The organism is uncultured Mediterranea sp. (assembly GCF_902493215.1).
Classification (GTDB): domain Bacteria; phylum Bacteroidota; class Bacteroidia; order Bacteroidales; family Bacteroidaceae; genus Bacteroides.
The window spans coordinates 136441-156451 of record NZ_CABUOL010000003.1; the positions used below are offsets into that span (position 1 = coordinate 136441).

A 20011-nucleotide genomic window follows, 5' to 3' on the forward strand; every position below is an offset into this window, starting at 1 on the left:
CGCTGGAAAAGACCAACGCTTTCTTTTTTTTGTCAGCACCGCCCTTGGTAACGGCGATGAGACTCCCTAACCAATATTGATAACGGACTCTTCACTTTCACAAGCAAAAACGGTCCTGCAATTCTTTTTTATATTTTTTGGAAATGAGCAATTCCGTCACCCGGTCGAATGGCGGATAAAGCAGGCAATGATTGTCCTTAATCAACATCAGATAATCAATGTTGATGATATAGGACTGATGAATCTGGATAAACTTAGGCAGACTGCGTACAATCTGTTCGGCCGTCATTCCTCTTCTCAGTGTCAAAGGCGGTTCATTGTTCAGAATGACCTCCCACAATTTGCGATCGGAAGAATAACGGAAAAAACCGATTTCAGAAGTGCGTAACACCCGCATGTCGTTGGTCGGCGTATAGACAATGAAAGTTTCACCCACAGAGACTGGCGCAGGAGCAGGGATATAACGCTGCCCTTTCTCGATCTGCTGCAGGAAACGCTTCAGAATGTCTTCCAGGTCCTGATGCTGGAAAGGTTTCAGGAGATAGTCGAATGCCGACTCACGGATAGCCTGTATCATGTATTTGTCGTAGGCCGTATAGAATACAACCTTCATATTCCAAACAATGTTGTCCCGAATGTCCTGCAACAGTTCCATCCCTGTCATATCAGGCATTTCGACATCCAGAAACAGGAGTTCCGGCTGGACCTTGCCGATCAGTTTCTTGGCCGACCGGGCATTCCTTGCCACCCCCTCTACCGAGAACTCGGGTCTTGCCTTCAATTCAAACGCAAGATTCTCAGCTGCAATTTCGTCGTCATCTACTATTATTACCTTGTACGTATACATGCATCATTGTTTGTTTTCGCTAGCGAATATATGCAAAATATCAATCGCAAACAAAAATCAAAACAAATACTTTGTACTATTATGCGATAAATCGATACTATCATGTATAAAAACGAAACTATCCGGTCGTTCTTTTTCATCAGAAGCAATAGTTATAATCACGGGGCAACAGGAACGAGACCTGACAGCCGGTCTCTCCGTCCGGAAGGGAAACATTGTGAACCGTGACATCAATTTCCTGTTTGTTCTTGGCATTCAGAATCTGTATGGTCTGCATTATCACTTTCATTCCCGTACCCGTACCCCGATGCAAACTGTTGGGCCGATATCCCCCACCGTTATCCGTTATCTTGATGGAAACCTCGCCCGCAGGAAGGCGGTCAACGTCTATCCACAGGTTGCGTTCCCCTTCCTTTCCACGCAAGGCATGCTTCACGGCGTTTTCAACGGGAATCTGTATCAGCATGGAAGGCAGGAGTACCTGAGACGGACTGACTCCATCGGCCACACGGACAACCGGATGGAACTGGGGGCCCAGCGAACGCCGCTCCAGTTCAATGTAAGTCTTCACAAAGTCGAGTTCCTCCTCCAGCGTCACGCAAAGCTGTTCGGCCAGTTCCAGATTGCGCCTCATCAGCTTGACCAGCGCTGCCAGTTCTTCCTGTTCCGACTTTTGCTTGCGGCTCAGCATTTCCTGATTCAGCACGTTGAAGATGAAGTGGGGCGACAACCGGTTGCGGATGTTCTCCAACCGCAAGGAAGATACCATCCGCCTGTTTTCAGCCTGCATCAAGGCACGTTTCTTCTTATTGTAAAGGTAAAGGAATACCACCAGCAAACAAGAAACAAGGGTTATCGCTCCAGCCAGCAAATGAGTCTGACGGAGGCGCAACACTTCATTCTCCGCCTCGCGCACCATAATCCGATGACTCAGCAGAGTAGAGTCCTGCTGGTAACGCAGGGCCAGGTCGGCCGTATGCATACGCACCCGCTCATTACGGACGGAGTCATCCAGCCTCAAGTTGTTCTTCTGGTAATAATAGGCTTGCCGGTAATTGCCCGTCTCCTCATAATACTGCTGCAGATACCTGTTGCGGATATGCACCATGTCCGGATCAATGTCGGCGGGCGTCCGGGCGTTGGACAACACCTCATAGGCCTTGCGGAAGTTCTTCCGGAGCAGAGCCATCTCGATGGACTGGGTATCCAGGTAATAAAGTGCGGTAGTATGACCGATACGCTCAAAAAACGGACGGCAGGCAGCCATATAGCGGGCAGCCGAATCGGGCATTGCCAGCTTCAGGAAACAGTCGCTCAGGTTCACCCGCCCCAGGTTCAGTTCAAAGACCATGTCCGGATAGCCTGAGGTCAGTTCGATGAGCCGCTTGAAGTAGGTCATGGCCGTCCGGCAGTCGTCCCGATAATAATAAGAGGTACCGCGGTTGTTCAGATAGATGTATTTCTCATAAGGCAGCATGGTATCGTATCCGCGCCCGGCCAGATTGTAGTAATAGTCACACTGGTCGAAGTCGCGCAACGCGACATATATCTGTGCCAGGCCATAGTAGATGGGCGTCCGCCGGGTAGGAGCCAGCTGGAGGGAGTCGCACAACAGCAAGGCCCGTCTGTACCAGGACGCCCCTTCGTCCAGACGTCCCAGCCGGTTGCAGGCATCGGCCAGGTTCATCAGTATATCGGGGATGGCATCGGTCTGACGTCCCTTCATCCGCAATTCGTAGGCCTGCTGGAAGGCTGCTTTCGCCGAATCCATGTTGCCCGTCCGCGCCCAGATGTTTCCCTGCATGTTGAGGCACTCCGACCGCAGGTCGTACACACGGGGAGAGGCCGGCTGGCCGGCTGTAAATTCCTCAATCCTACGGATGCCCCATCGGGCCGAATCGAGCTGCGAGGTCATCAGGAACGTTTTCAGCGTCAGCGACAAGTAGTTGTACTTCACCAGACTGTCTTCCGCCGCCTCCATCCGTCTGAAGGCTTCATGCCTCATCCAGCGGGGAGCGGTCGAGATGGAATCGGCATGCGTGGAGAAGAAAGCCTCCAGCGTATCCCATTCATCCGAAGGGCGGGACGAAGCTTCACGGCCCGAACAAGCCACCAACATCACAACCGTCACCCAGCAGACGCAAAGCATCTGCCACAACGAAAGTCCTACATGTTTACCACATCTTTCCATATATACATTTACGCTGATTGCACCCTGCAAAAATAAAACTTTTCAACGAATGCAGAAACATCGGACCACTTACAAAAATGCAGCCGCAGGGTCATTGATTTCAACCAGCCGTTTCTTCATACGGGCGTGCAGGCCGTCGGCCACCTCCGGATGCCTGTCCACGATGTTTTCCAGCTGAGAGGGGTCCTTCTTCCGGTCGAACAGGAAGCGCTCTACTACTTTCCCCTGCTTGAAACGTACGGCATACGTGTAGGTCAGCGTCCTGAAGCCGCGCAAGCCGTTATCCACATTCGTACCCGTCTCGTTCACGGCATTGTAGCGCATGTACAGCTGGCCGTCGGGCATCTGCTCGCGGCTTCCCTTCACCTGTTCGCTCAGGTCGCGGGCCTGCACGGTAGTGGGGATACGGTCTTTCAGCCCCATCAGCGACAATACGGTAGGACAGAAGTCTTCGATGGAAATCAGCAGGTCATTGTCCATACGCGGGGCAATGTGGTCGCCATAGGCCAGGAAGAAGGGGATGCGCACCGCCTCTTCGTAGAAGATGTTTTTGCCGATATTCTCGTGCATCCCCATCGAATCGCCGTGGTCCGATACGAACACCACAATCGTGTGATCGTATTGCCCGTTGCGTTTCAACGCCTCCACAATCCGGCCGAACTGCTCGTCCACTCCTGTGATGCAGGCATAATAGTCGGCCAGACTTCTCTTGAACATCTGCGCGAAGTTCGGCTTTCCCTGCAACTGGGGCAGCGAAGCGGCTATCGAGTCGACATTCAGGTCGCGGTAGAGCTGTTTGTAGCGTTCGGACACCAGCTCGTAACCTGTGTGCGGCGGATTCATCGAAACCATCATGGCAAAAGGCTTGTCCGATCCGCGGATACTGTCCAGATACTGAATGGCCAGGTCGGCCTCATACTCCGGGCCCCACTGGTCCACATAATAGAAGTCCTGACGCCCGCCGTCCGTATTCCAATAGAGCGGGCGGAGGTGCTGGTCGTAGGTACCATAGGCCGTCCAATAGTCGAACCCGTGCCTGCGCTGGGGCGGGCACCATTCATTCCAGGCCATGGCTCCACGGTTGTTGGCGCAATCTACGTAAGGCTTCACAGGTTTGTCCAGATGCCACTTGCCGATGTAGGCCGTCTGATAGCCTTCCTGCTTCAGGATGTCCGACCAGCACGTCAGGTCCTGCCTCAGCTCCACATCCTGCGTGGCCGACTGCGACTGACAATTGGTCAGCACACCGTTGACGTGCGGATAGGCTCCCGACAGGAACATGCCTCTGGCCGGCGACGATACCGGATAGCTGCTGACTGCCTGAGTGAACACCACCGCCTGGCTGGCAAAACGGTCGAAACAGGGTGTCTTCACCGCTTCCTTTCCGCGGAATCCGAAGGCATCGCCACGGAACTGGTCGGCCATCACCACCAGCAGATTGAGACGTTGTTGTTCTACATGTTGCGCCTGCATGCGGTACGCCGGTATTGCGGCCAACAGGCAGGCCGAACCGATACTGAATCTTTTCATGGTTTTCTGTTTATGTTTTGGTAGACTTTCCCTCGTTAACAGTCTGCAGATGCCACCAGCACAGGGCGCTTTTTCTCACATCCGCAAAACGGCGGCAAGATAAGAAGAATCTGCCAAACGGCCAAATGTACAACCCGCAAGTCCCCCTCTTTCCACTTCCCTTCCCCCCTTTCTCCAGTCTTTCCCTACCCTCCCTCCGCAGAAAGGATTGCCTTAGTCCTGCGGAAAGTTATATCTTGGCAGCCAAGATGTACATCTGAGCAGCCAAGATGTGCATCTGAGCGGCTAAGATATACATCTGAGCACGCAAGATATAGAATTCGGGCGGAGAAAGCCTATCCTTTCTGCGGTGAAAGGCAGAACCCGGGCAGGAGGAATGCAGAGGCACCCCCCAAGACATGCCGCCACAGCCACTGCCCGGGGAAAAACCAAAAAAGCACGGACGGACTTCCTTTAATGGAATAAAATGCCTACTTTTGCGTAAGAATCACTTTTAAACGGACTTTACAAGATGAACGAAGAGATAAAGAAAGCCTGCCAGGTGATGCGCGAAGGCGGAGTGATACTCTACCCCACGGACACCATCTGGGGCATCGGATGCGACGCCACCAACGAAGAAGCCGTGCGTCGCGTGTACGAAATCAAACGCAGGGCCGACAGCAAGGCCATGCTGGTGCTGGTCGACTCGGCCGTCAAGGTAGACTTCTACGTGCAGGACGTGCCCGAAGTGGCGTGGGACCTCATCGAACTGGCCGACAAACCGCTGACCATCATCTACTCGGGCGCCCGTAACCTGGCCCCCAATCTCCTGGCCGAAGACGGCAGTGTGGGCATCCGCGTCACGGGCGAGGAATTCTCCAAACGCCTGTGCCAGCAGTTCCGCAAGGCCATCGTGTCGACCTCGGCCAACGTGAGCGGACAGCCTTCGCCGCAGAACTTCAGCGAAATCAGCGATGAAATCAAGGCGGCCGTAGACTACATCGTGGACTATCGCCGCGAGGAAACCGCCCAGGCCAGGCCGTCGAGCATCATCAAGCTGGACAAAGGCGGCGTCATCAAAATCATCAGACAGTAAAGAGGCATGAAGGCAGAACGGAAAAATCTGTTGCAACGTTTCCTCGTCTGGCGCGAGAAAAACATCAAGGAGAAACGGTTCATCCTGATACTCAGCTTCCTGGTAGGTATCTTCACGGCCCTGGCCGCGCTGATACTGAAGGTGCTCATCCACTGGATAAAGAACTTCCTGACGGAGAACTTCGACACGACGGCAGCCAACTACCTCTATCTGGTATACCCCGTGGTCGGCATCTTTCTGGCCGGCCTGTTCGTGCGCCATGTGGTGAGGGACGACATCAGCCACGGTGTGACGCGCATCCTCTATGCCATCTCGCGACGGCAGGGGCGCATCAAGCGGCACAACACGTGGTCGTCCATCATCGCCAGCTCCATCACCATCGGGTTCGGCGGTTCGGTCGGAGCGGAGGCACCTATCGTGCTGACGGGTTCGGCCATCGGTTCCAACCTGGGCAGCCTCTTCCGAATGGAGCACCGCACGCTGATGCTGCTCATCGGATGCGGTGCGGCGGGTGCGGTGGCCGGCATCTTCAAGGCGCCCATCGCCGGACTGGTATTCACGCTGGAGGTGCTGATGATAGACCTTACCATGTCGTCGCTGCTGCCCCTGCTGATATCGGCGGTGACGGCGGCCACGGTATCCTACGTCGTGACGGGGCAAGAGGCCATGTTCCAGTTCCACCTGGACCAGCCCTTCGAACTGAACCGCATCCCCTACGTCATCATGCTGGGCATCTTCTGCGGACTGGTGTCGCTCTACTTCACCCGCGCCATGAACTCGGTGGAAGGGCTCTTCGGCCGCCTGCGCACCCCCTACAAGAAGCTGGCCGTGGGCGGTGCCATGCTGAGCATCCTCATCTTCCTCTTCCCGCCCCTCTACGGCGAAGGATACGAAACCATCGAATTGCTGCTCAACGGGACGACCAATGCCGAGTGGGATACGGTGATGAACAACTCCTTCTTCTACGGCCACGGCGACCTGCTGCTCGTCTACCTGATGCTCATCATCCTCTTCAAGGTGTTCGCCTCAAGCGCCACCAACGGCGGCGGCGGTTGCGGCGGTATCTTTGCACCCTCGCTTTACCTGGGTTGTATCGCCGGCTTCGTCTTCTCGCACTTCAGCAACGAATTCGACGTGACGGCCTATCTGCCCGAAAAGAACTTCGCCCTGATGGGCATGGCAGGCGTGATGAGCGGTGTGATGCACGCCCCGCTGACGGGTGTGTTCCTCATAGCCGAACTCACGGGTGGCTACGACCTGTTCCTGCCGCTGATGATTGTATCCGTCAGCTCCTACCTCACCATCATCGTCTTCGAGCCCCACAGCATCTACTCCATGCGTCTGGCCAAGAAGGGCGAACTGCTGACCCACCACAAGGACAAGGCCGTACTGACCCTGATGAAGGTGGAGAATGTGGTGGAGAAAGACTTTGTCGTGGTCCATCCCGAAATGGACTTGGGCGAAATGGTGCGGGCCATCTCGAAATCGAAGCGCAACATCTTCCCCGTCACCGACCAGGAAGGCAAGCTGCTGGGCATTGTCCAGCTGGACGACATCCGCAACATCATGTTCCGCCAGGAACTGTACCACCGCTTCACCGTGAACAAGTTCATGACCTCGGCCCCCGGCCGCCTCTACGACACGGACAACATGGAGCAGGTGATGCGGACCTTCGACGACACCAAGGCCTGGAACCTGCCCGTCGTCGACCAGGAAGGCAAGTACCTGGGCTTCGTCTCGAAATCGAAGATATTCAATTCATACCGCGAGGTGCTGGTGCGCTTCTCGGACGAATGAGTTCCGTCGAAGGAGGATATGTCAAATACAAGAAAATGTATATTCCTATTTGTGAGGCAATTCGTATAAACAAAGTATCGGATTGTCCTCCTCGTCGAGGTTCTCATATACACGGAGATACTCGTCTGTGAATTTGCCTTTAGGCAATATGTTATATTTGATGAGGTTGTCTATGTTCTTTTTGAACATGGAAGCTCTATGAACTTGTGCAATCATGGGAAGCCCGTTGACAGCCAGATAGCCGGTGTGTCCTCCTCCCAACACTCCGTTTGTTATCATAAAACATTCCGTCAACTCCTTTGTCTGTTTGTCCAACAGGAAAACAGATGGATTTGTCTGAAACATCAAGTAGGAATCGTTTTCTACGACATTCCCCATGCTATGTATGTATTTTTCCCGATCTATCATATCCAGAAAATCTTTGGGGCTGATGTTTTGTTCCAATAACGTTTGGGGAATTTCCCTTTCACCGAAGTCAATCGTGTATTTAGCTTTAGGCATATCTTGCTCTACGGTATAGATGGTATAGTTCAAAGGACATGTAAACAAAAGGTTTCTTGAAGCCGTCAATAATCGTCCACTACCGAAACTGTACCCGACTCCCTCCTGTTCGGCCTTAATATATCGTCCCTTAGGGAATGGAATTTCTTTCAAGTTTTGATCCTGTTCATTATAAATTCCCAATTTCTGCCTGCCCAAACTTCCGTTTTCATATAGATACACTCTGTCATTTATCACAGCTATGTTACTGAAATAGTTCGGTAAACTTTCTTCCTCGACAAACTGCCCCCGAAAATTGTATTTCATGATTTTGTAAGGAATGTCACATAATACGACCAACAAATCCTTATCAACACAGATATCTGTAATGGAGGCATATTCATGAGGCCCGTTGCCTATATCTTGAATGACATGTATAAATTTCCCTTTTTTGTCGTAGATGAAGATTTTCTTCAAAGAGCGGTCTAAAATAAAGAGCGTGTCATTTGCAATGCAAATTGCATCAATTTTGCGAATCAGTGCATCATCAGTCGTCTCAAGTGGAATCAGACTGCTACGTGCAAAAAAAGCAGTGTCAACTATGCTCTTTTTTTTACCTGAAAAAATGATTGTCTCCCCTTCGGCAGACGGATGGCCCCCTTGTTCCTTACAACTGTAAGCGGTAAAGAACAACATACATGCAAGTATGCAGAATGTCAGTTTACGCATAGATGATATTTTTGAAGTTATCATTTTAATCTCATTTAAAATGCAAAACCTTTACAAGCAACATGTTCTCTTTCATTTCCAGTTCTTTATATTCCTTGGGATAATATTCCGAAAAATATTCATCCGAATATTGAAGGACCAACGCATTGGGATAATTGGAAGAAACATATAGTCCTAATGAAAACACGCCGGGAAGGTCGACAAGAGGACGTTCGAATGTTGTCAATTCTCCGGTCTGTTTATGATACAGGACATGTACTCCTCTTCCTCTCGGACTATCGGAAAAGATGCTCCAAAGAGTATACAGGTAATGGTCGGATTCGATGGCCATATCACAACCGGCCCGTTCGTCTTTGATGTCCAACGTGGTTCTATGCCCTATGAATTGCCCCTCTAATTTTACATCGGGTTGGAACTGATAAGTCCGGCTGATGACTTTCTGAACAGGGTCATACCTGTAAAATTCTCCGCTGGAAGGATTGAAAGCGTGAACAATTCCTTCCGTATCGGTAGTCATCCGGGCAAACATACTCGAAGTATAGGGATATATGTCTGTTTCTTCCCAAACCGTTTCCACCTTTTCACCCTTGGCATTCATAATCCAGAGTCCTCTTCCACTAGTACCCTCTGGACAAAACAATTGATAACACAGAAAATTACTGTCAGAAAGGGCTACAATGTCATCATAGACCAAGCTGAATGGAAAGGTGATGTTTCGAATGAATGTACCATCAGGGGAATAACTGAAGATTCGGCGGGTAGCCAAGTCTTCCAGAAACAGACAATCTTTACCCAAGAAGGAACCAGATAATTCGGTATATTCTCCCGGTCCTCCTCCTTGCCGTCCGATACTGTTGAGAAACCGTCCTGAGCGGTCGAAACGGAATACAACATGCTGTTTGTAGTCTTCCGCATAGATGTTATTTCCCTCGAAATAGATACGTGAGACAGCACCGAAGAACATACTGTCCGGCAGGGTAAGCCGCAAAGTTGTCACACTGTCTATGAAGGATGACAAGGGGAACTCTTTCTGGGGTGAGGTCAGATTGAGGGGAATCAGAACCGCGTCATCCTGCGGGCTGTTTGGGGAAGTACAAGCCGCCAATACCGACAACAATACAAATGTTTTGAGACAGAGATTAAATTTCATGGAAATATTTCTTTTGAATACAAACTTATACCATACTGTCATTTTGCGTTAAAGTTCAATATAAAGAATATAAAAAGCAAACATCTGACAACTTATTTTTACAGACATGTCCAGAAACATGTTTTTAGAGGAAACTCCTCTGATGGAGCGGCAGAGAAGCAGCACATCGACAGGTTTATTGTCTATCTGTCAAACCCTTTATTTACTTTGCAACAAGGGATGTTATCGCATAAAGAGATGGTTGGTAGCGTGAAGCAGGCGGAAAAGGATACATGCTATGCTTTGACGGTAAGGAAGAATTGCCTACCTTTGCAGGTAACTTAAGGTAGCCTCAACGGTTGCGGCTGCCTTTCAAATTCCTGAACAACATGAAGAAAGAAGACTTGAGAATCGTATATATGGGTACGCCCGACTTTGCCGTGGAGGCCCTGCGCTGCCTCGTGGAAGGCGGCTACAACGTGGTGGGCGTCATCACCATGCCCGACAAACCGGCCGGACGCGGACACAAGTTGCAATACTCGCCTGTCAAGCAGTATGCGCTGGAACACAACCTGCCCCTGCTCCAGCCGGAGAAGCTGAAGAACGAGGAGTTTCTGGACGCCCTGCGTGCCTGGCAGGCCGACCTGCAGATTGTCGTGGCCTTCCGCATGCTGCCCGAAGTGGTGTGGAACATGCCCCGCCTGGGCACCTTCAACCTGCACGCCTCCCTGCTGCCCCAGTACCGCGGAGCCGCGCCCATCAACTGGGCCGTCATCAACGGCGAGACGGAGACGGGCATCACGACCTTCTTCCTGAAGCATGAAATTGATACGGGCGAGGTCATCCAGCAGGTTCGTGTCCCCATTGCCGACACGGACGACGTGGGCATCGTTCACGACAAGCTGATGATGCTGGGCGGCAAGCTGGTGACCGAAACCGTGGACGCCATTCTGGACGGTACCATCCACAGCATCCCGCAGGAGGAGATGGGCGTGACGGGCGAACTGAAACCGGCTCCCAAAATCTTCAAGGAAACGTGCCGCATCGACTGGAACCAGCCCGTGAAGCGCATCTACGACTTCGTGCGCGGCCTCTCGCCCTATCCCTCGGCCTGGACCGAACTGATGCAGCCCGACGGAACGACGGTGGTACTGAAAGTGTTCGAGACAGAAAAGATTCCCCAGGCACACAACCTGAAGCCGGGCAGCCTGCTGACCGACGGCAAGACCTACCTGCGTGTAGCTGCGGCCGACGGCCTCATCGGCATCCGCTCCCTGCAACTGCCGGGCAAGAAACGGCTGAAGACCGACGAACTGCTCCGCGGTTTCCACCTGGACGAGACTTTCAACGTACAATAACATTGCATTTAAAACGTTTTTAAACAGCCTATGAAACCCATTATCTCCCCCTCCATCCTGTCTGCCGACTTCGGCAACCTGGCCCGCGACATCGAAATGCTGAACCGCAGCGAGGCCGACTGGATGCACATCGACATCATGGACGGTGTCTTTGTACCCAACATTTCGTTCGGCTTCCCCGTACTGAAATACGTGGCCAAGCTGGCAAAGAAGCCGCTTGACGTGCATCTGATGATTGTGCAGCCCGAAAAGTTCATCCCCGAAGTCAAGGCACTGGGTACGGAAATCATGAACGTGCACTACGAAGCCTGCCCCCACCTGCACCGCGTGGTACAGCAGATACGCGAGGCCGGTATGAAGCCGGCCGTTACCCTGAACCCCGCCACACCCGTCATGCTGCTGAAGGACATCATCCGCGAAGTGGACATGGTGCTCCTCATGGGCGTCAATCCGGGCTTCGGCGGGCAGAAGTTCATCGAGAACACCGTAGAGAAGGTACGCGAACTGCGCGAGCTTATCGCCCGTACCGGTTCGAAAGCCCTGATTGAAGTGGATGGCGGCGTCAATATGGAGACGGGGGCCCGACTGATGGAAGCCGGTGCCGATGCCCTTGTGGCAGGCAATGCCGTCTTCTCCGCCCCCAGTCCTGAAGAGATGATCCACGCCCTGAAGAATCTGTAATCCCCTACCCGTTTGTTCCTCTACGGACTACAACGGTATCCCTTCCTGCGGCTTCTGCTGCCGCTGGTTGTGGGAATCGTATGCGGTAATGCCTTGCCGCACACGATTCCTGCGGACGGGCTCAAGGCACTTGTCCTCACAGCCATTGTCCTGCTCATCGCCGCCCATCGGCTGAACCGGCACCGGCTGTTCGGGGCGGCCCTGTACACCCTGCTGGCCGCAAGCGGCTGCCTGCTCATGCAGCACAGCCTGGCGCGGGCTGATTTTCCCTTTACCGGCCGGGACGGTTTCTACAAAGTGATCATCCATAGCCAGCCGGAAACCAAGGCACACAGCCTGCTCTGCCCCTCCCTCATACTGGCAGCAGGAAAGAACGACACTACCCTCACATCCGTCTCCCGAGGCAAGCAGTTCCTGCTCTACCTGCAACCCGATTCGGCCGCCCGCTCCCTGCAACGGGGAGACATATTGTGGATACACACCCGCCTGGCACCGCCTGCCAACCAAGGCATCCCCGACGAGTTCGACTATGCCCGCTACCTGCGCCTGCGAGGCGTGTGCGGCACGGCCTATGTGCCTTCCGGCTATTGGCAGAAGGCTGGCCACAACTCCACCCTGACGCTGCGCCAGCTGGCAGCCGACCGGCAGGCCCGCATCGTGGAGCAATACCGCCGACAAGGCTTCACGGGCGACGAACTGGCCGTTCTCTCCGCCCTAACCGTAGGCCACAAGGACGAACTGAGCGAAGACATCATCGAGACCTATTCGGTGACAGGAGCCAGCCATGTACTGGCCTTGTCGGGGCTGCACATCGGTTTCCTCTATGCCCTGTTCTGGTTTCTGGCTTCCCCTCTGTGGAAACGCTGGCGCCTGCTGAAACTTCCCCTGCTGCTGTTGCTCGTGGCCCTGCTGTGGGGTTTCGCCTTCCTTACCGGTCTTTCGCCTTCGGTGGTGCGCTCCGTCACGATGTTCAGCATCCTGGCCCTCTCGTGCCTGCAGACTGAAAAGCCGCTGACGGCCAACACCGTATCGGCCACTGCTTTCCTGATGTTGCTCATCCGTCCGGACTGGCTGTTCGACGTCGGCTTCCAGTTGTCTTTCTGCGCCGTAGCGACCATCCTGCTGTTCTACCCACGACTCAACCGGCTGTATCGGGGCGAAAACCGCCTCCTGCACAAAGTATGGAGTCTGATGAGTGTCTCCATTGCCGCCCAGCTGGGCACGGCTCCGCTGGTGATGCACTACTTCGCACGCTTCTCCACCCACTTCCTGCTTACCAACCTGTGGGTCATTCCCCTGGTATCCATCATTCTGTATGCCGCCGTGGCATGGCTGGCCCTCAGCCCTTTGGCCGCGCTACAAGCTATGCTCAGCCCCTTGTTAAAGAAACTGATACATCTTCAGAACGACGTTCTCCGCCAGATTGAGCAATGGCCGTTTGCCTCCATCGACCACATCTGGCTGGACTGGACGGAGACCTTCCTGATTTACGCCCTCCTGCTCGCCGCCTGCCGGTACTTGTGGCAACGGACAGCGCAGCACGCATACACGTTAGTCTTTATCCTGTTGGCAGGAGTCGGCTACCATGCGGTGAACATCGCAACCGCTTGCCCGTCGAAAAGCATTGTTTTCTACAACGTAAAAGATACACCTGCCGTCCATTGCCTGACCGGCGGAAAACGTTCGTGGCTGGCCTGTGCCGACAGCCTGCCGCAAACGGGATGGCTGCAACGCTCGCTGGCTCCCCACTGGGACCACCTGCGCCTGACTGCCCCGCAAGTGGTGACAGGCCGGTATCAGGCAGAGGACTTCAGCCTGCACGACAACATCGTGACCTATGCCGGCCGCCGCGTCTGCCTGCTGAACGACAACCGCTGGCGCAATCTGCGGTCGGACCATCCATTATCTGTAGACTACCTCTACGTGGCGCGCGGCTATCAGGGCGGCATCCGCGAACTCACTTCCCTTTTCCGCATCGGTACCGTCATCATCGACGGGTCATTGTCCGCATACTATCGGAAACTGATTGTCTCCGACTGCCATGCCCTGAACCTGCCCTGCCGCTCACTGGAAGAAGAAGGTTGTATCCGTATTCCTCTCTGAACAGGCGAGGAAACAGGAGAGCCGTCACATTGACATTTTTTAATGAGCAGAACTCGGAAAGTTCAAACATTTGGGCTATCTTTGGACAACTTCAAATTTTACAACTATGAAATACAAACTTTTGGTTCTCGATGTAGACGGCACTCTGCTCAACGAAGAGAAAGCCATCAGCAAGCGTACCCTGGCCGCCCTGCTGAAAGTACAGCAGATGGGCGTACGTATCGCACTGGCCTCGGGCCGGCCCACGTATGGCCTGCTGCCCATAGCCAAGTCACTGGAACTGGGGTTGTACGGCGGTTTCATCCTGTCCTACAACGGTTCGCAGATCATAGACGCCAAGAACGGCGAAGTCTTGTTCGAGCGGCGCATCAACCCCGAAATGATACCTTATATTGAAAAGAAAGCCATCAAGAACGGTTTCGCCCTATTCACCTACCACGACGACACCCTGCTGACCAACACCCCCGACAACGTGCACGTACAGGAAGAGGCCACGCTGAACAACCTGAAACTGATAACGGAAGAGGAGTTCTCCACCGCCATCGACTTCGCCCCCTGCAAGTGCATGCTGGTGAGCGACGATGAGGAAGCGCTGACCGACCTGGAAAACCACTGGAAGAAACGTCTGGACGGTGTGCTCGACGTGTTCCGTTCGGAACCCTATTTCCTCGAAGTGGTACCCTGCACGGTAGACAAGGCCAATACGCTGGCCGTGCTGCTGGAGTATCTGGACATCCGGCGCGACGAAGTGCTGGCCATCGGCGACGGCGTGTGCGACGTGGCCATGATCCAGCTGGCCGGCATGGGCGTAGCAATGGGCAATTCGGTAGACTCCGTGAAGATTTGTGCCGACTATACCACCGACACCAACGGAAACGACGGTGTGGCACAGGCGGTAGAGAAGCTCATCCTGGCCGACATCCGCGCCACGCAGGTGCCCCTCGACCAGCTGAACGCCCAGGCCAAGCATGCGCTGATGGGCAATCTGGGCATCCAGTACACTTACGTATCCCAGGACCGCGTGGAAGCGACCATGCCCGTAGACCACCGCACCCGCCAGCCCTTCGGCATCCTGCACGGCGGTGCCACGCTGGCATTGGCCGAAACTGTGGCCGGACTGGGTTCGATGGTACTCTGCCAGCCTGACGAGTTCGTGGTGGGCATGCAGGTGAGCGGCAACCACATCTCCTCGGCCCACGAAGGCGATACAGTGCGTGCCGTGGCCACCATCGTTCACCAGGGACGGTCGTCGCATGTGTGGAATGTCGACGTATTCACCTCGACCAACAAGCTGGTGTCGTCGGTACGTGTGGTAAACAGCGTGATGAAGAAACGCTGAGCCTCCTCCGTTGCCGATAATACGAAGAAAACCATCCGCTCCCTCGCCCGAAAACAAACTTTTTCGTACTTTTGCAGCTCAATATTCACTTCAAAAGAGAAAAGGTACATGTTAAGCAAAGTAATTGCCCAAGCCAATATCGACCACTTCGCCAAATGGCTGGACCGCGCGGAGCGGATGGTTATCGTAACACACGTAAGTCCGGACGGCGACGCCATCGGGTCCTCACTGGGCCTGTGGCATTTCCTCAACTCGCAGGACAAGACGGCAAACATCATTGTGCCCAATGCCTTCCCCGACTTCCTGCGGTGGATGCCCGGCAGCAAGGACATCCTGCAATACGACCGCTACAGGGAGTTTGCCAACCAGCTCATCGCCGAAGCCGACGTCATCTGCTGCCTGGACTTCAACGCCCTGAGCCGCATCGACGCCATGGCCGATGCCGTCAGGAACTCGCCCGCACGCAAGATTCTGATAGACCACCATCTGCATCCCGAAGACTTCTGCAGTATCGTCATCTCGCATCCCGAAATATCGTCCACTTCCGAACTCATCTTCCGCCTGATCTGCCGCATGGGGTATTTCAGCGACATCACCAAGCAGGGAGCGGAATGCATCTACACGGGTATGATGACCGACACGGGCGGTTTCACCTATAACTCGAACAACCGCGAAATCTATTTCATCATCAGCGAACTGCTCTCCAAGGGCATCGACAAGGACGCCATCTACCGCAAGGTGTTCAACACCTACTCCGAAAGCCGCCTGCGCCTGATGGGACATGTGTTGACGCAGATGAAAGTGTATCCCGAATACCGCGCCGCCCTCATATCGCTCACCGTCAAGGAGCAGAAGCAGTTCAGCTACATCCGCGGCGACAGCGAAGGCTTCGTGAACATTCCGCTCAGCATCAAGAATGTCATCTTCTCCTGCTTCCTGCGCGAAGATACCGAGAAGCCCATGATCAAGATATCGCTGCGCTCCGTAGGCAAGTTCCCCTGCAACCAGCTGGCAGCCGAATTCTTCGGCGGTGGCGGACACCTGAACGCTTCGGGCGGAGAATTCTACGGTACGATGGAGGAAGCGCTCAAGGTTTTTGAACAGGCTCTGGAGAAATACAAGCCTCTGCTCACTGCCAAAGGATAGAAAACCGGCAGGCAAAGGTTAAAAGATACGAACTTTGCCGCCACGTTTTTCAATATTCAAGGAAATCAGATACTTTTGCACGGAAATATAAACTTATACAAATGAAGAAACTTATCCCATTCTTTTTTATACTGCTGGCCTTCGGATTTGCCTTCCAGGCCTGTGATGACACGAAGACATACGCCGAAATGCTGGAAGAGGAAGACGACGCCATTGCCGACTTCATCAACAAACAAGGCATTAAGGTAATCAGCCAGACCGAATTCTTCGACAACGACTCCGTGACCAATGTGGAAGAAAACGAATATGTCCAGCTGGCGAGCGGTGTATATATGCAGATTGTAGACAAAGGTTCGGACAATCCGGCCGACACGGTCAGAAACAACGAAGTGGTATTGGTCCGCTTCATGGAATACAGCCTGCTGGATCAGGACACCACGCTGAGCAATTTGTCTTTGTCCTATATGTCGGATGAATTCAAGTACACAGCTACCTCGTCGTCCATTGCAGGTATCTTCACCCAGGGATTGATGTACTCCTGGTACAGATATACGGCAGTTCCTGCCGGTTGGCTGGTGCCGATGCCCTACATCCGCGACAGAGCGCATGTACGCCTCATCGTCCCGTCCAAAATGGGCCATCAGGCAGCCATGCAGAATGTCTATCCCTTCTATTACGACATAACAAAATACCAGTTCTGGCGATAAGAAAGCATTCAATCAACTCTTAAAAACGATAATCTATGACTCTAATCAAATCGATCTCTGGAATCCGCGGAACCATTGGCGGCAGCGCAGGCGAGGGACTCAATCCGCTCGACATCGTGAAATTCACTTCTGCCTATGCCACTCTTATCCGCAAGACGTGTACCGTAAAAAGCAACAAGATTGTAGTGGGCCGCGACGCCCGCCTTTCCGGCGAAATGGTAAAGAACGTAGTGGTAGGTACCCTGATGGGTATGGGATGGGACGTGGTTGACATCGACCTGGCCTCCACACCGACCACCGAACTGGCCGTTACGATGGAAGGTGCCAGTGGTGGTATCATCCTCACTGCTTCGCACAACCCCAAGCAGTGGAATGCCCTGAAGCTGCTGAACGAAAAAGGTGAATTCCTGAACAAGGAAGAAGGCAACGAAGTGCTCCGCATTGCCGAAGCCGAAGCCTTCGAATACGCCGAAGTAGACAAGCTGGGTACTTACCGCAAGGACCTGACCTACAATCAAAAGCATATTGACAGCGTACTGGCACTCGACCTCGTTGACGTAGAGGCTATCCGCAAGGCCGACTTCCACGTAGCCATCGACTGCGTGAACTCCGTGGGCGGCATCATCCTGCCCCAGCTGTTCGAAGCACTGGGTGTGAAGCATGTAGAGAAGCTCTACTGCGAACCCACCGGTAACTTCCAGCACAATCCCGAACCGCTGGAGAAGAACCTGGGCGACATCATGAACCTGATGAAGGCCGGCAAGAACGACGTGGCTTTCGTGGTTGACCCCGATGTGGACCGTCTGGCCATCATCTGCGAGGACGGACGCATGTACGGCGAAGAATATACGCTGGTCAGCGTAGCCGACTACATCCTGAAGCACACGCCGGGCAGCACCGTGTCCAACCTCAGCTCTACCCGCGCCCTGCGCGACGTAACCCGCAAGTACGGACAGGAATACTTTGCATCGGCTGTGGGCGAAGTGAACGTCACCACAAAGATGAAGGAAGTGGGTGCCGTTATCGGCGGTGAAGGCAACGGCGGTGTCATCTATCCCGCCAGCCACTACGGACGCGACGCGCTGGTAGGTATCGCCCTCTTCCTGAGCCACTTGGCACACGAAGGCAAGAAGGTGAGCGAACTGCGTGCCACCTATCCCGCCTATTTCATGGCCAAGAACCGTGTAGACCTGACGCCCGACACCGACGTGGATGCCATCCTGGCCAAGGTGAAGGAAATCTACAAGAACGAGGAAATCAATGACATCGACGGTGTGAAGATTGACTTCCCCGAAAAGTGGGTACACCTGCGTAAGAGCAACACGGAACCGATTATCCGCGTATATAGCGAAGCTCACACGCAAGAAGAAGCCGAAGAAATCGGCCAGCAGATTATGAAAGTAATTGCTGAACTGGCGAAATAAGTTTTTCTGCTGAAATAAAAAACGGGATGGAGCATCACACTTCATCCCGTTTTCCATTTCAAGCCTATTATTCTTTGATTCTTTTCCTAACGCCTGCTGGGAATCAGATAATAGGGTGTCTTTCCCTCCACTTTCATTTTCAGTTTGCCCTGTTTCAGCGTTACCTCTCTTTGATATACCAGCCCATTTTCCGGAGTTATCAGATAGAGTTCAGCCTTTTTAGCCGTACCCCAACAATAAGGTACATCGAATGAACCGTCCGGACACCCTTCTTCACAATACAGCAGCATTCCTCTGTCATTCCGCCATACGGCAGGCATACACACCGTATTTCTGTTGCGCAATACCCGGTCATACTGCACGACCGTACTGTCTTTCAAGGAAACAGACACTCCGTCAGAATACCAGGCCACACGGTTTTCACCTGTCCCCGATACAGAATCACGCTCCAAACGGTTCAAGAAAAAGTATTGCGGAACCTTCAGCATGAAATCTTTGACCAACGCATCTTTCCACGCATTGTAATCGGCTCCCTTCCAGATAGGTTCGCCATAACAGGAAGTTCCAAACAGAAAGCCTAAAGCATGATCGCTGCTACGAATATCCGGATTGATACCCGTGCCGGTATATACACTGGCCGGATATTTCAGATAATCAGCCTGATTGAATCCATTGAAATGCCATGCATAAGGCACATAACCTATCATGTAGTCCATTACCCATTCACTGGTAATATCTATCCCCTTTGACTTCCAGTACAGGGCTGCCCGCTGCTGATACAACGCCTCGTTGATGACCGACTCATTATGCCCCTCACTCGGACGGGCTATCCAGGCATCGCTATGTATGGTACCCGCCTCTTTCAGCTCCGGTACCAATGCCAGCAATTTATCTATACGCATCTGCGTATAACCAGCTTCCCACTCCCGTTGATAGTTCACCTGATAAGCCTTCCGGTTGTTGTACTCACCTATTACCTTCAAGGAGCCATCTGCATTTTTGGAAATCAGATCCTTTTCTACATACTCATCCCACAACGGACTGTCATCGTAGGCATCTGTCATGTTTATATGCAAGCTCACCGTTGTATGATACTTCCGGGCTTCCCGCATCAGCCAACGCAGACTCTCCAGAGCCGTCTTGTCCGACGGGCGTTTCAGCAAAGGATTGGCATCAAAAAACGCGGGATATTTATCATCGTGCCCATTATACTGCCATCCCACCAGATATACAATTTTGGGGATTCCCAACGACTGGTTATCGGTTACCCGAATAACTTCCAAAGCTTGCTCAAACGTCAGATTGACTATACATCCTCCCGCAGGATCCGGCTTCGACAGGAACAGTTTGGATACCCATGTCTGAGAATAATCATGATTAAAAGCCCAAGCAGCATGTATGCATGAGCAAAGCAATATTCCTAAAAGAAAAACACGCATTTTCATGATATTATCCTATTGTGATTGTACTGATTG

The 20011-nt window shown here is 53.1% G+C and carries 15 protein-coding genes; 9 read left to right on the forward strand and 6 right to left on the reverse strand.

The annotated features are described in order from the left end of the window. Positions 1 to 97: 97 nt before the first annotated feature. The 3 genes from RDO88_RS03010 to RDO88_RS03020 form a co-directional block, all read right to left on the reverse strand. Positions 98 to 847, reverse strand: a complete 750-nt coding sequence (locus tag RDO88_RS03010; protein ID WP_307757949.1) for a response regulator — start codon at positions 845 to 847, stop codon at positions 98 to 100. A gap of 139 nt (positions 848 to 986) precedes the next feature. Beyond that, a complete protein-coding gene (locus RDO88_RS03015; RefSeq protein ID WP_374043889.1) occupies positions 987 to 3038 on the reverse strand; it encodes a histidine kinase in 2052 nt (683 codons plus the stop codon). Positions 3039 to 3107: 69 nt separating this feature from the next. Then, positions 3108 to 4568: a sulfatase-like hydrolase/transferase gene (locus RDO88_RS03020; protein WP_307757950.1), complete on the reverse strand. Its 1461-nt coding sequence runs from the start codon at positions 4566 to 4568 to the stop codon at positions 3108 to 3110. Between the two features lie 511 nt (positions 4569 to 5079). On the opposite strand from RDO88_RS03020, the gene RDO88_RS03025 reads away from it, so the two are divergent. After that, entirely contained in the window at positions 5080 to 5643 is a 564-nt protein-coding gene (locus RDO88_RS03025) for an L-threonylcarbamoyladenylate synthase (RefSeq protein WP_307757951.1), read from the forward strand. Between the two features lie 6 nt (positions 5644 to 5649). Beyond that, positions 5650 to 7440 (forward strand): chloride channel protein, encoded by a 1791-nt coding sequence (locus RDO88_RS03030; RefSeq protein WP_307757952.1) that lies wholly within the window; start codon positions 5650 to 5652, stop codon positions 7438 to 7440. Between the two features lie 45 nt (positions 7441 to 7485). On the opposite strand, the gene RDO88_RS03035 is transcribed toward RDO88_RS03030, so the two are convergent. Both RDO88_RS03035 and RDO88_RS03040 read right to left on the reverse strand, forming a co-directional pair. Beyond that, positions 7486 to 8649, reverse strand: coding sequence for a 6-bladed beta-propeller (locus tag RDO88_RS03035; protein ID WP_307757953.1), 1164 nt, complete (start codon positions 8647 to 8649; stop codon positions 7486 to 7488). A gap of 31 nt (positions 8650 to 8680) precedes the next feature. Then, on the reverse strand, positions 8681 to 9799 hold the full coding sequence (locus RDO88_RS03040; protein ID WP_307757954.1) for a 6-bladed beta-propeller: 1119 nt from the start codon (positions 9797 to 9799) through the stop codon (positions 8681 to 8683). A 368-nt stretch (positions 9800 to 10167) separates the two neighbouring features. Between RDO88_RS03040 and fmt the strand changes: the two genes are divergently transcribed. From fmt to glmM, 7 genes are all read left to right on the forward strand, one after another. Then, positions 10168 to 11136, forward strand: a complete 969-nt coding sequence (fmt, locus tag RDO88_RS03045) for a methionyl-tRNA formyltransferase (protein ID WP_307757955.1) — start codon at positions 10168 to 10170, stop codon at positions 11134 to 11136. Between the two features lie 30 nt (positions 11137 to 11166). Further along, a complete protein-coding gene (gene rpe, locus RDO88_RS03050) occupies positions 11167 to 11817 on the forward strand; it encodes a ribulose-phosphate 3-epimerase (RefSeq protein WP_307757956.1) in 651 nt (216 codons plus the stop codon). A 12-nt stretch (positions 11818 to 11829) separates the two neighbouring features. Further along, entirely contained in the window at positions 11830 to 13920 is a 2091-nt protein-coding gene (locus RDO88_RS03055; protein WP_307757957.1) for a ComEC/Rec2 family competence protein, read from the forward strand. A gap of 106 nt (positions 13921 to 14026) precedes the next feature. Then, positions 14027 to 15259: a Cof-type HAD-IIB family hydrolase gene (locus tag RDO88_RS03060; protein ID WP_307757958.1), complete on the forward strand. Its 1233-nt coding sequence runs from the start codon at positions 14027 to 14029 to the stop codon at positions 15257 to 15259. 108 nt (positions 15260 to 15367) lie between these two features. Then, positions 15368 to 16405 carry a DHH family phosphoesterase gene (locus tag RDO88_RS03065; protein ID WP_307757959.1) on the forward strand — a complete coding sequence of 346 codons (1038 nt, stop codon included), beginning with the start codon at positions 15368 to 15370 and terminating at the stop codon, positions 16403 to 16405. Between the two features lie 101 nt (positions 16406 to 16506). Then, positions 16507 to 17112 carry a DUF4827 family protein gene (locus tag RDO88_RS03070; protein ID WP_307757960.1) on the forward strand — a complete coding sequence of 202 codons (606 nt, stop codon included), beginning with the start codon at positions 16507 to 16509 and terminating at the stop codon, positions 17110 to 17112. Positions 17113 to 17147: 35 nt separating this feature from the next. Beyond that, on the forward strand, positions 17148 to 18536 hold the full coding sequence (gene glmM / locus RDO88_RS03075) for a phosphoglucosamine mutase (protein WP_021847824.1): 1389 nt from the start codon (positions 17148 to 17150) through the stop codon (positions 18534 to 18536). Positions 18537 to 18622: 86 nt separating this feature from the next. Here glmM and RDO88_RS03080 read toward each other — a convergent pair whose 3' ends face one another. Beyond that, positions 18623 to 19981 carry an endo-alpha-N-acetylgalactosaminidase family protein gene (locus tag RDO88_RS03080; protein ID WP_307757961.1) on the reverse strand — a complete coding sequence of 453 codons (1359 nt, stop codon included), beginning with the start codon at positions 19979 to 19981 and terminating at the stop codon, positions 18623 to 18625. Positions 19982 to 20011 lie beyond the last annotated feature (30 nt).

What these genes read in the sequence shown, in the direction of transcription:
- glmM (WP_021847824.1), top strand. Translation starts at nt 17,148, where the DNA reads ATGACTCTAATCAAATCGATCTCTGGAATCCGCGGAACCATTGGCGGC.
- RDO88_RS03080 (WP_307757961.1), bottom strand. Translation starts at nt 19,981, where the DNA reads ATGAAAATGCGTGTTTTTCTTTTAGGAATATTGCTTTGCTCATGCATA.
- RDO88_RS03010 (WP_307757949.1), bottom strand. Translation starts at nt 847, where the DNA reads ATGTATACGTACAAGGTAATAATAGTAGATGACGACGAAATTGCAGCT.
- RDO88_RS03040 (WP_307757954.1), bottom strand. Translation starts at nt 9,799, where the DNA reads ATGAAATTTAATCTCTGTCTCAAAACATTTGTATTGTTGTCGGTATTG.
- RDO88_RS03065 (WP_307757959.1), top strand. Translation starts at nt 15,368, where the DNA reads ATGTTAAGCAAAGTAATTGCCCAAGCCAATATCGACCACTTCGCCAAA.
- RDO88_RS03025 (WP_307757951.1), top strand. Translation starts at nt 5,080, where the DNA reads ATGAACGAAGAGATAAAGAAAGCCTGCCAGGTGATGCGCGAAGGCGGA.
- RDO88_RS03015 (WP_374043889.1), bottom strand. Translation starts at nt 3,038, where the DNA reads ATGGAAAGATGTGGTAAACATGTAGGACTTTCGTTGTGGCAGATGCTT.
- RDO88_RS03030 (WP_307757952.1), top strand. Translation starts at nt 5,650, where the DNA reads ATGAAGGCAGAACGGAAAAATCTGTTGCAACGTTTCCTCGTCTGGCGC.
- RDO88_RS03020 (WP_307757950.1), bottom strand. Translation starts at nt 4,568, where the DNA reads ATGAAAAGATTCAGTATCGGTTCGGCCTGCCTGTTGGCCGCAATACCG.
- RDO88_RS03035 (WP_307757953.1), bottom strand. Translation starts at nt 8,649, where the DNA reads ATGCGTAAACTGACATTCTGCATACTTGCATGTATGTTGTTCTTTACC.
- RDO88_RS03060 (WP_307757958.1), top strand. Translation starts at nt 14,027, where the DNA reads ATGAAATACAAACTTTTGGTTCTCGATGTAGACGGCACTCTGCTCAAC.
- fmt (WP_307757955.1), top strand. Translation starts at nt 10,168, where the DNA reads ATGAAGAAAGAAGACTTGAGAATCGTATATATGGGTACGCCCGACTTT.
- rpe (WP_307757956.1), top strand. Translation starts at nt 11,167, where the DNA reads ATGAAACCCATTATCTCCCCCTCCATCCTGTCTGCCGACTTCGGCAAC.
- RDO88_RS03070 (WP_307757960.1), top strand. Translation starts at nt 16,507, where the DNA reads ATGAAGAAACTTATCCCATTCTTTTTTATACTGCTGGCCTTCGGATTT.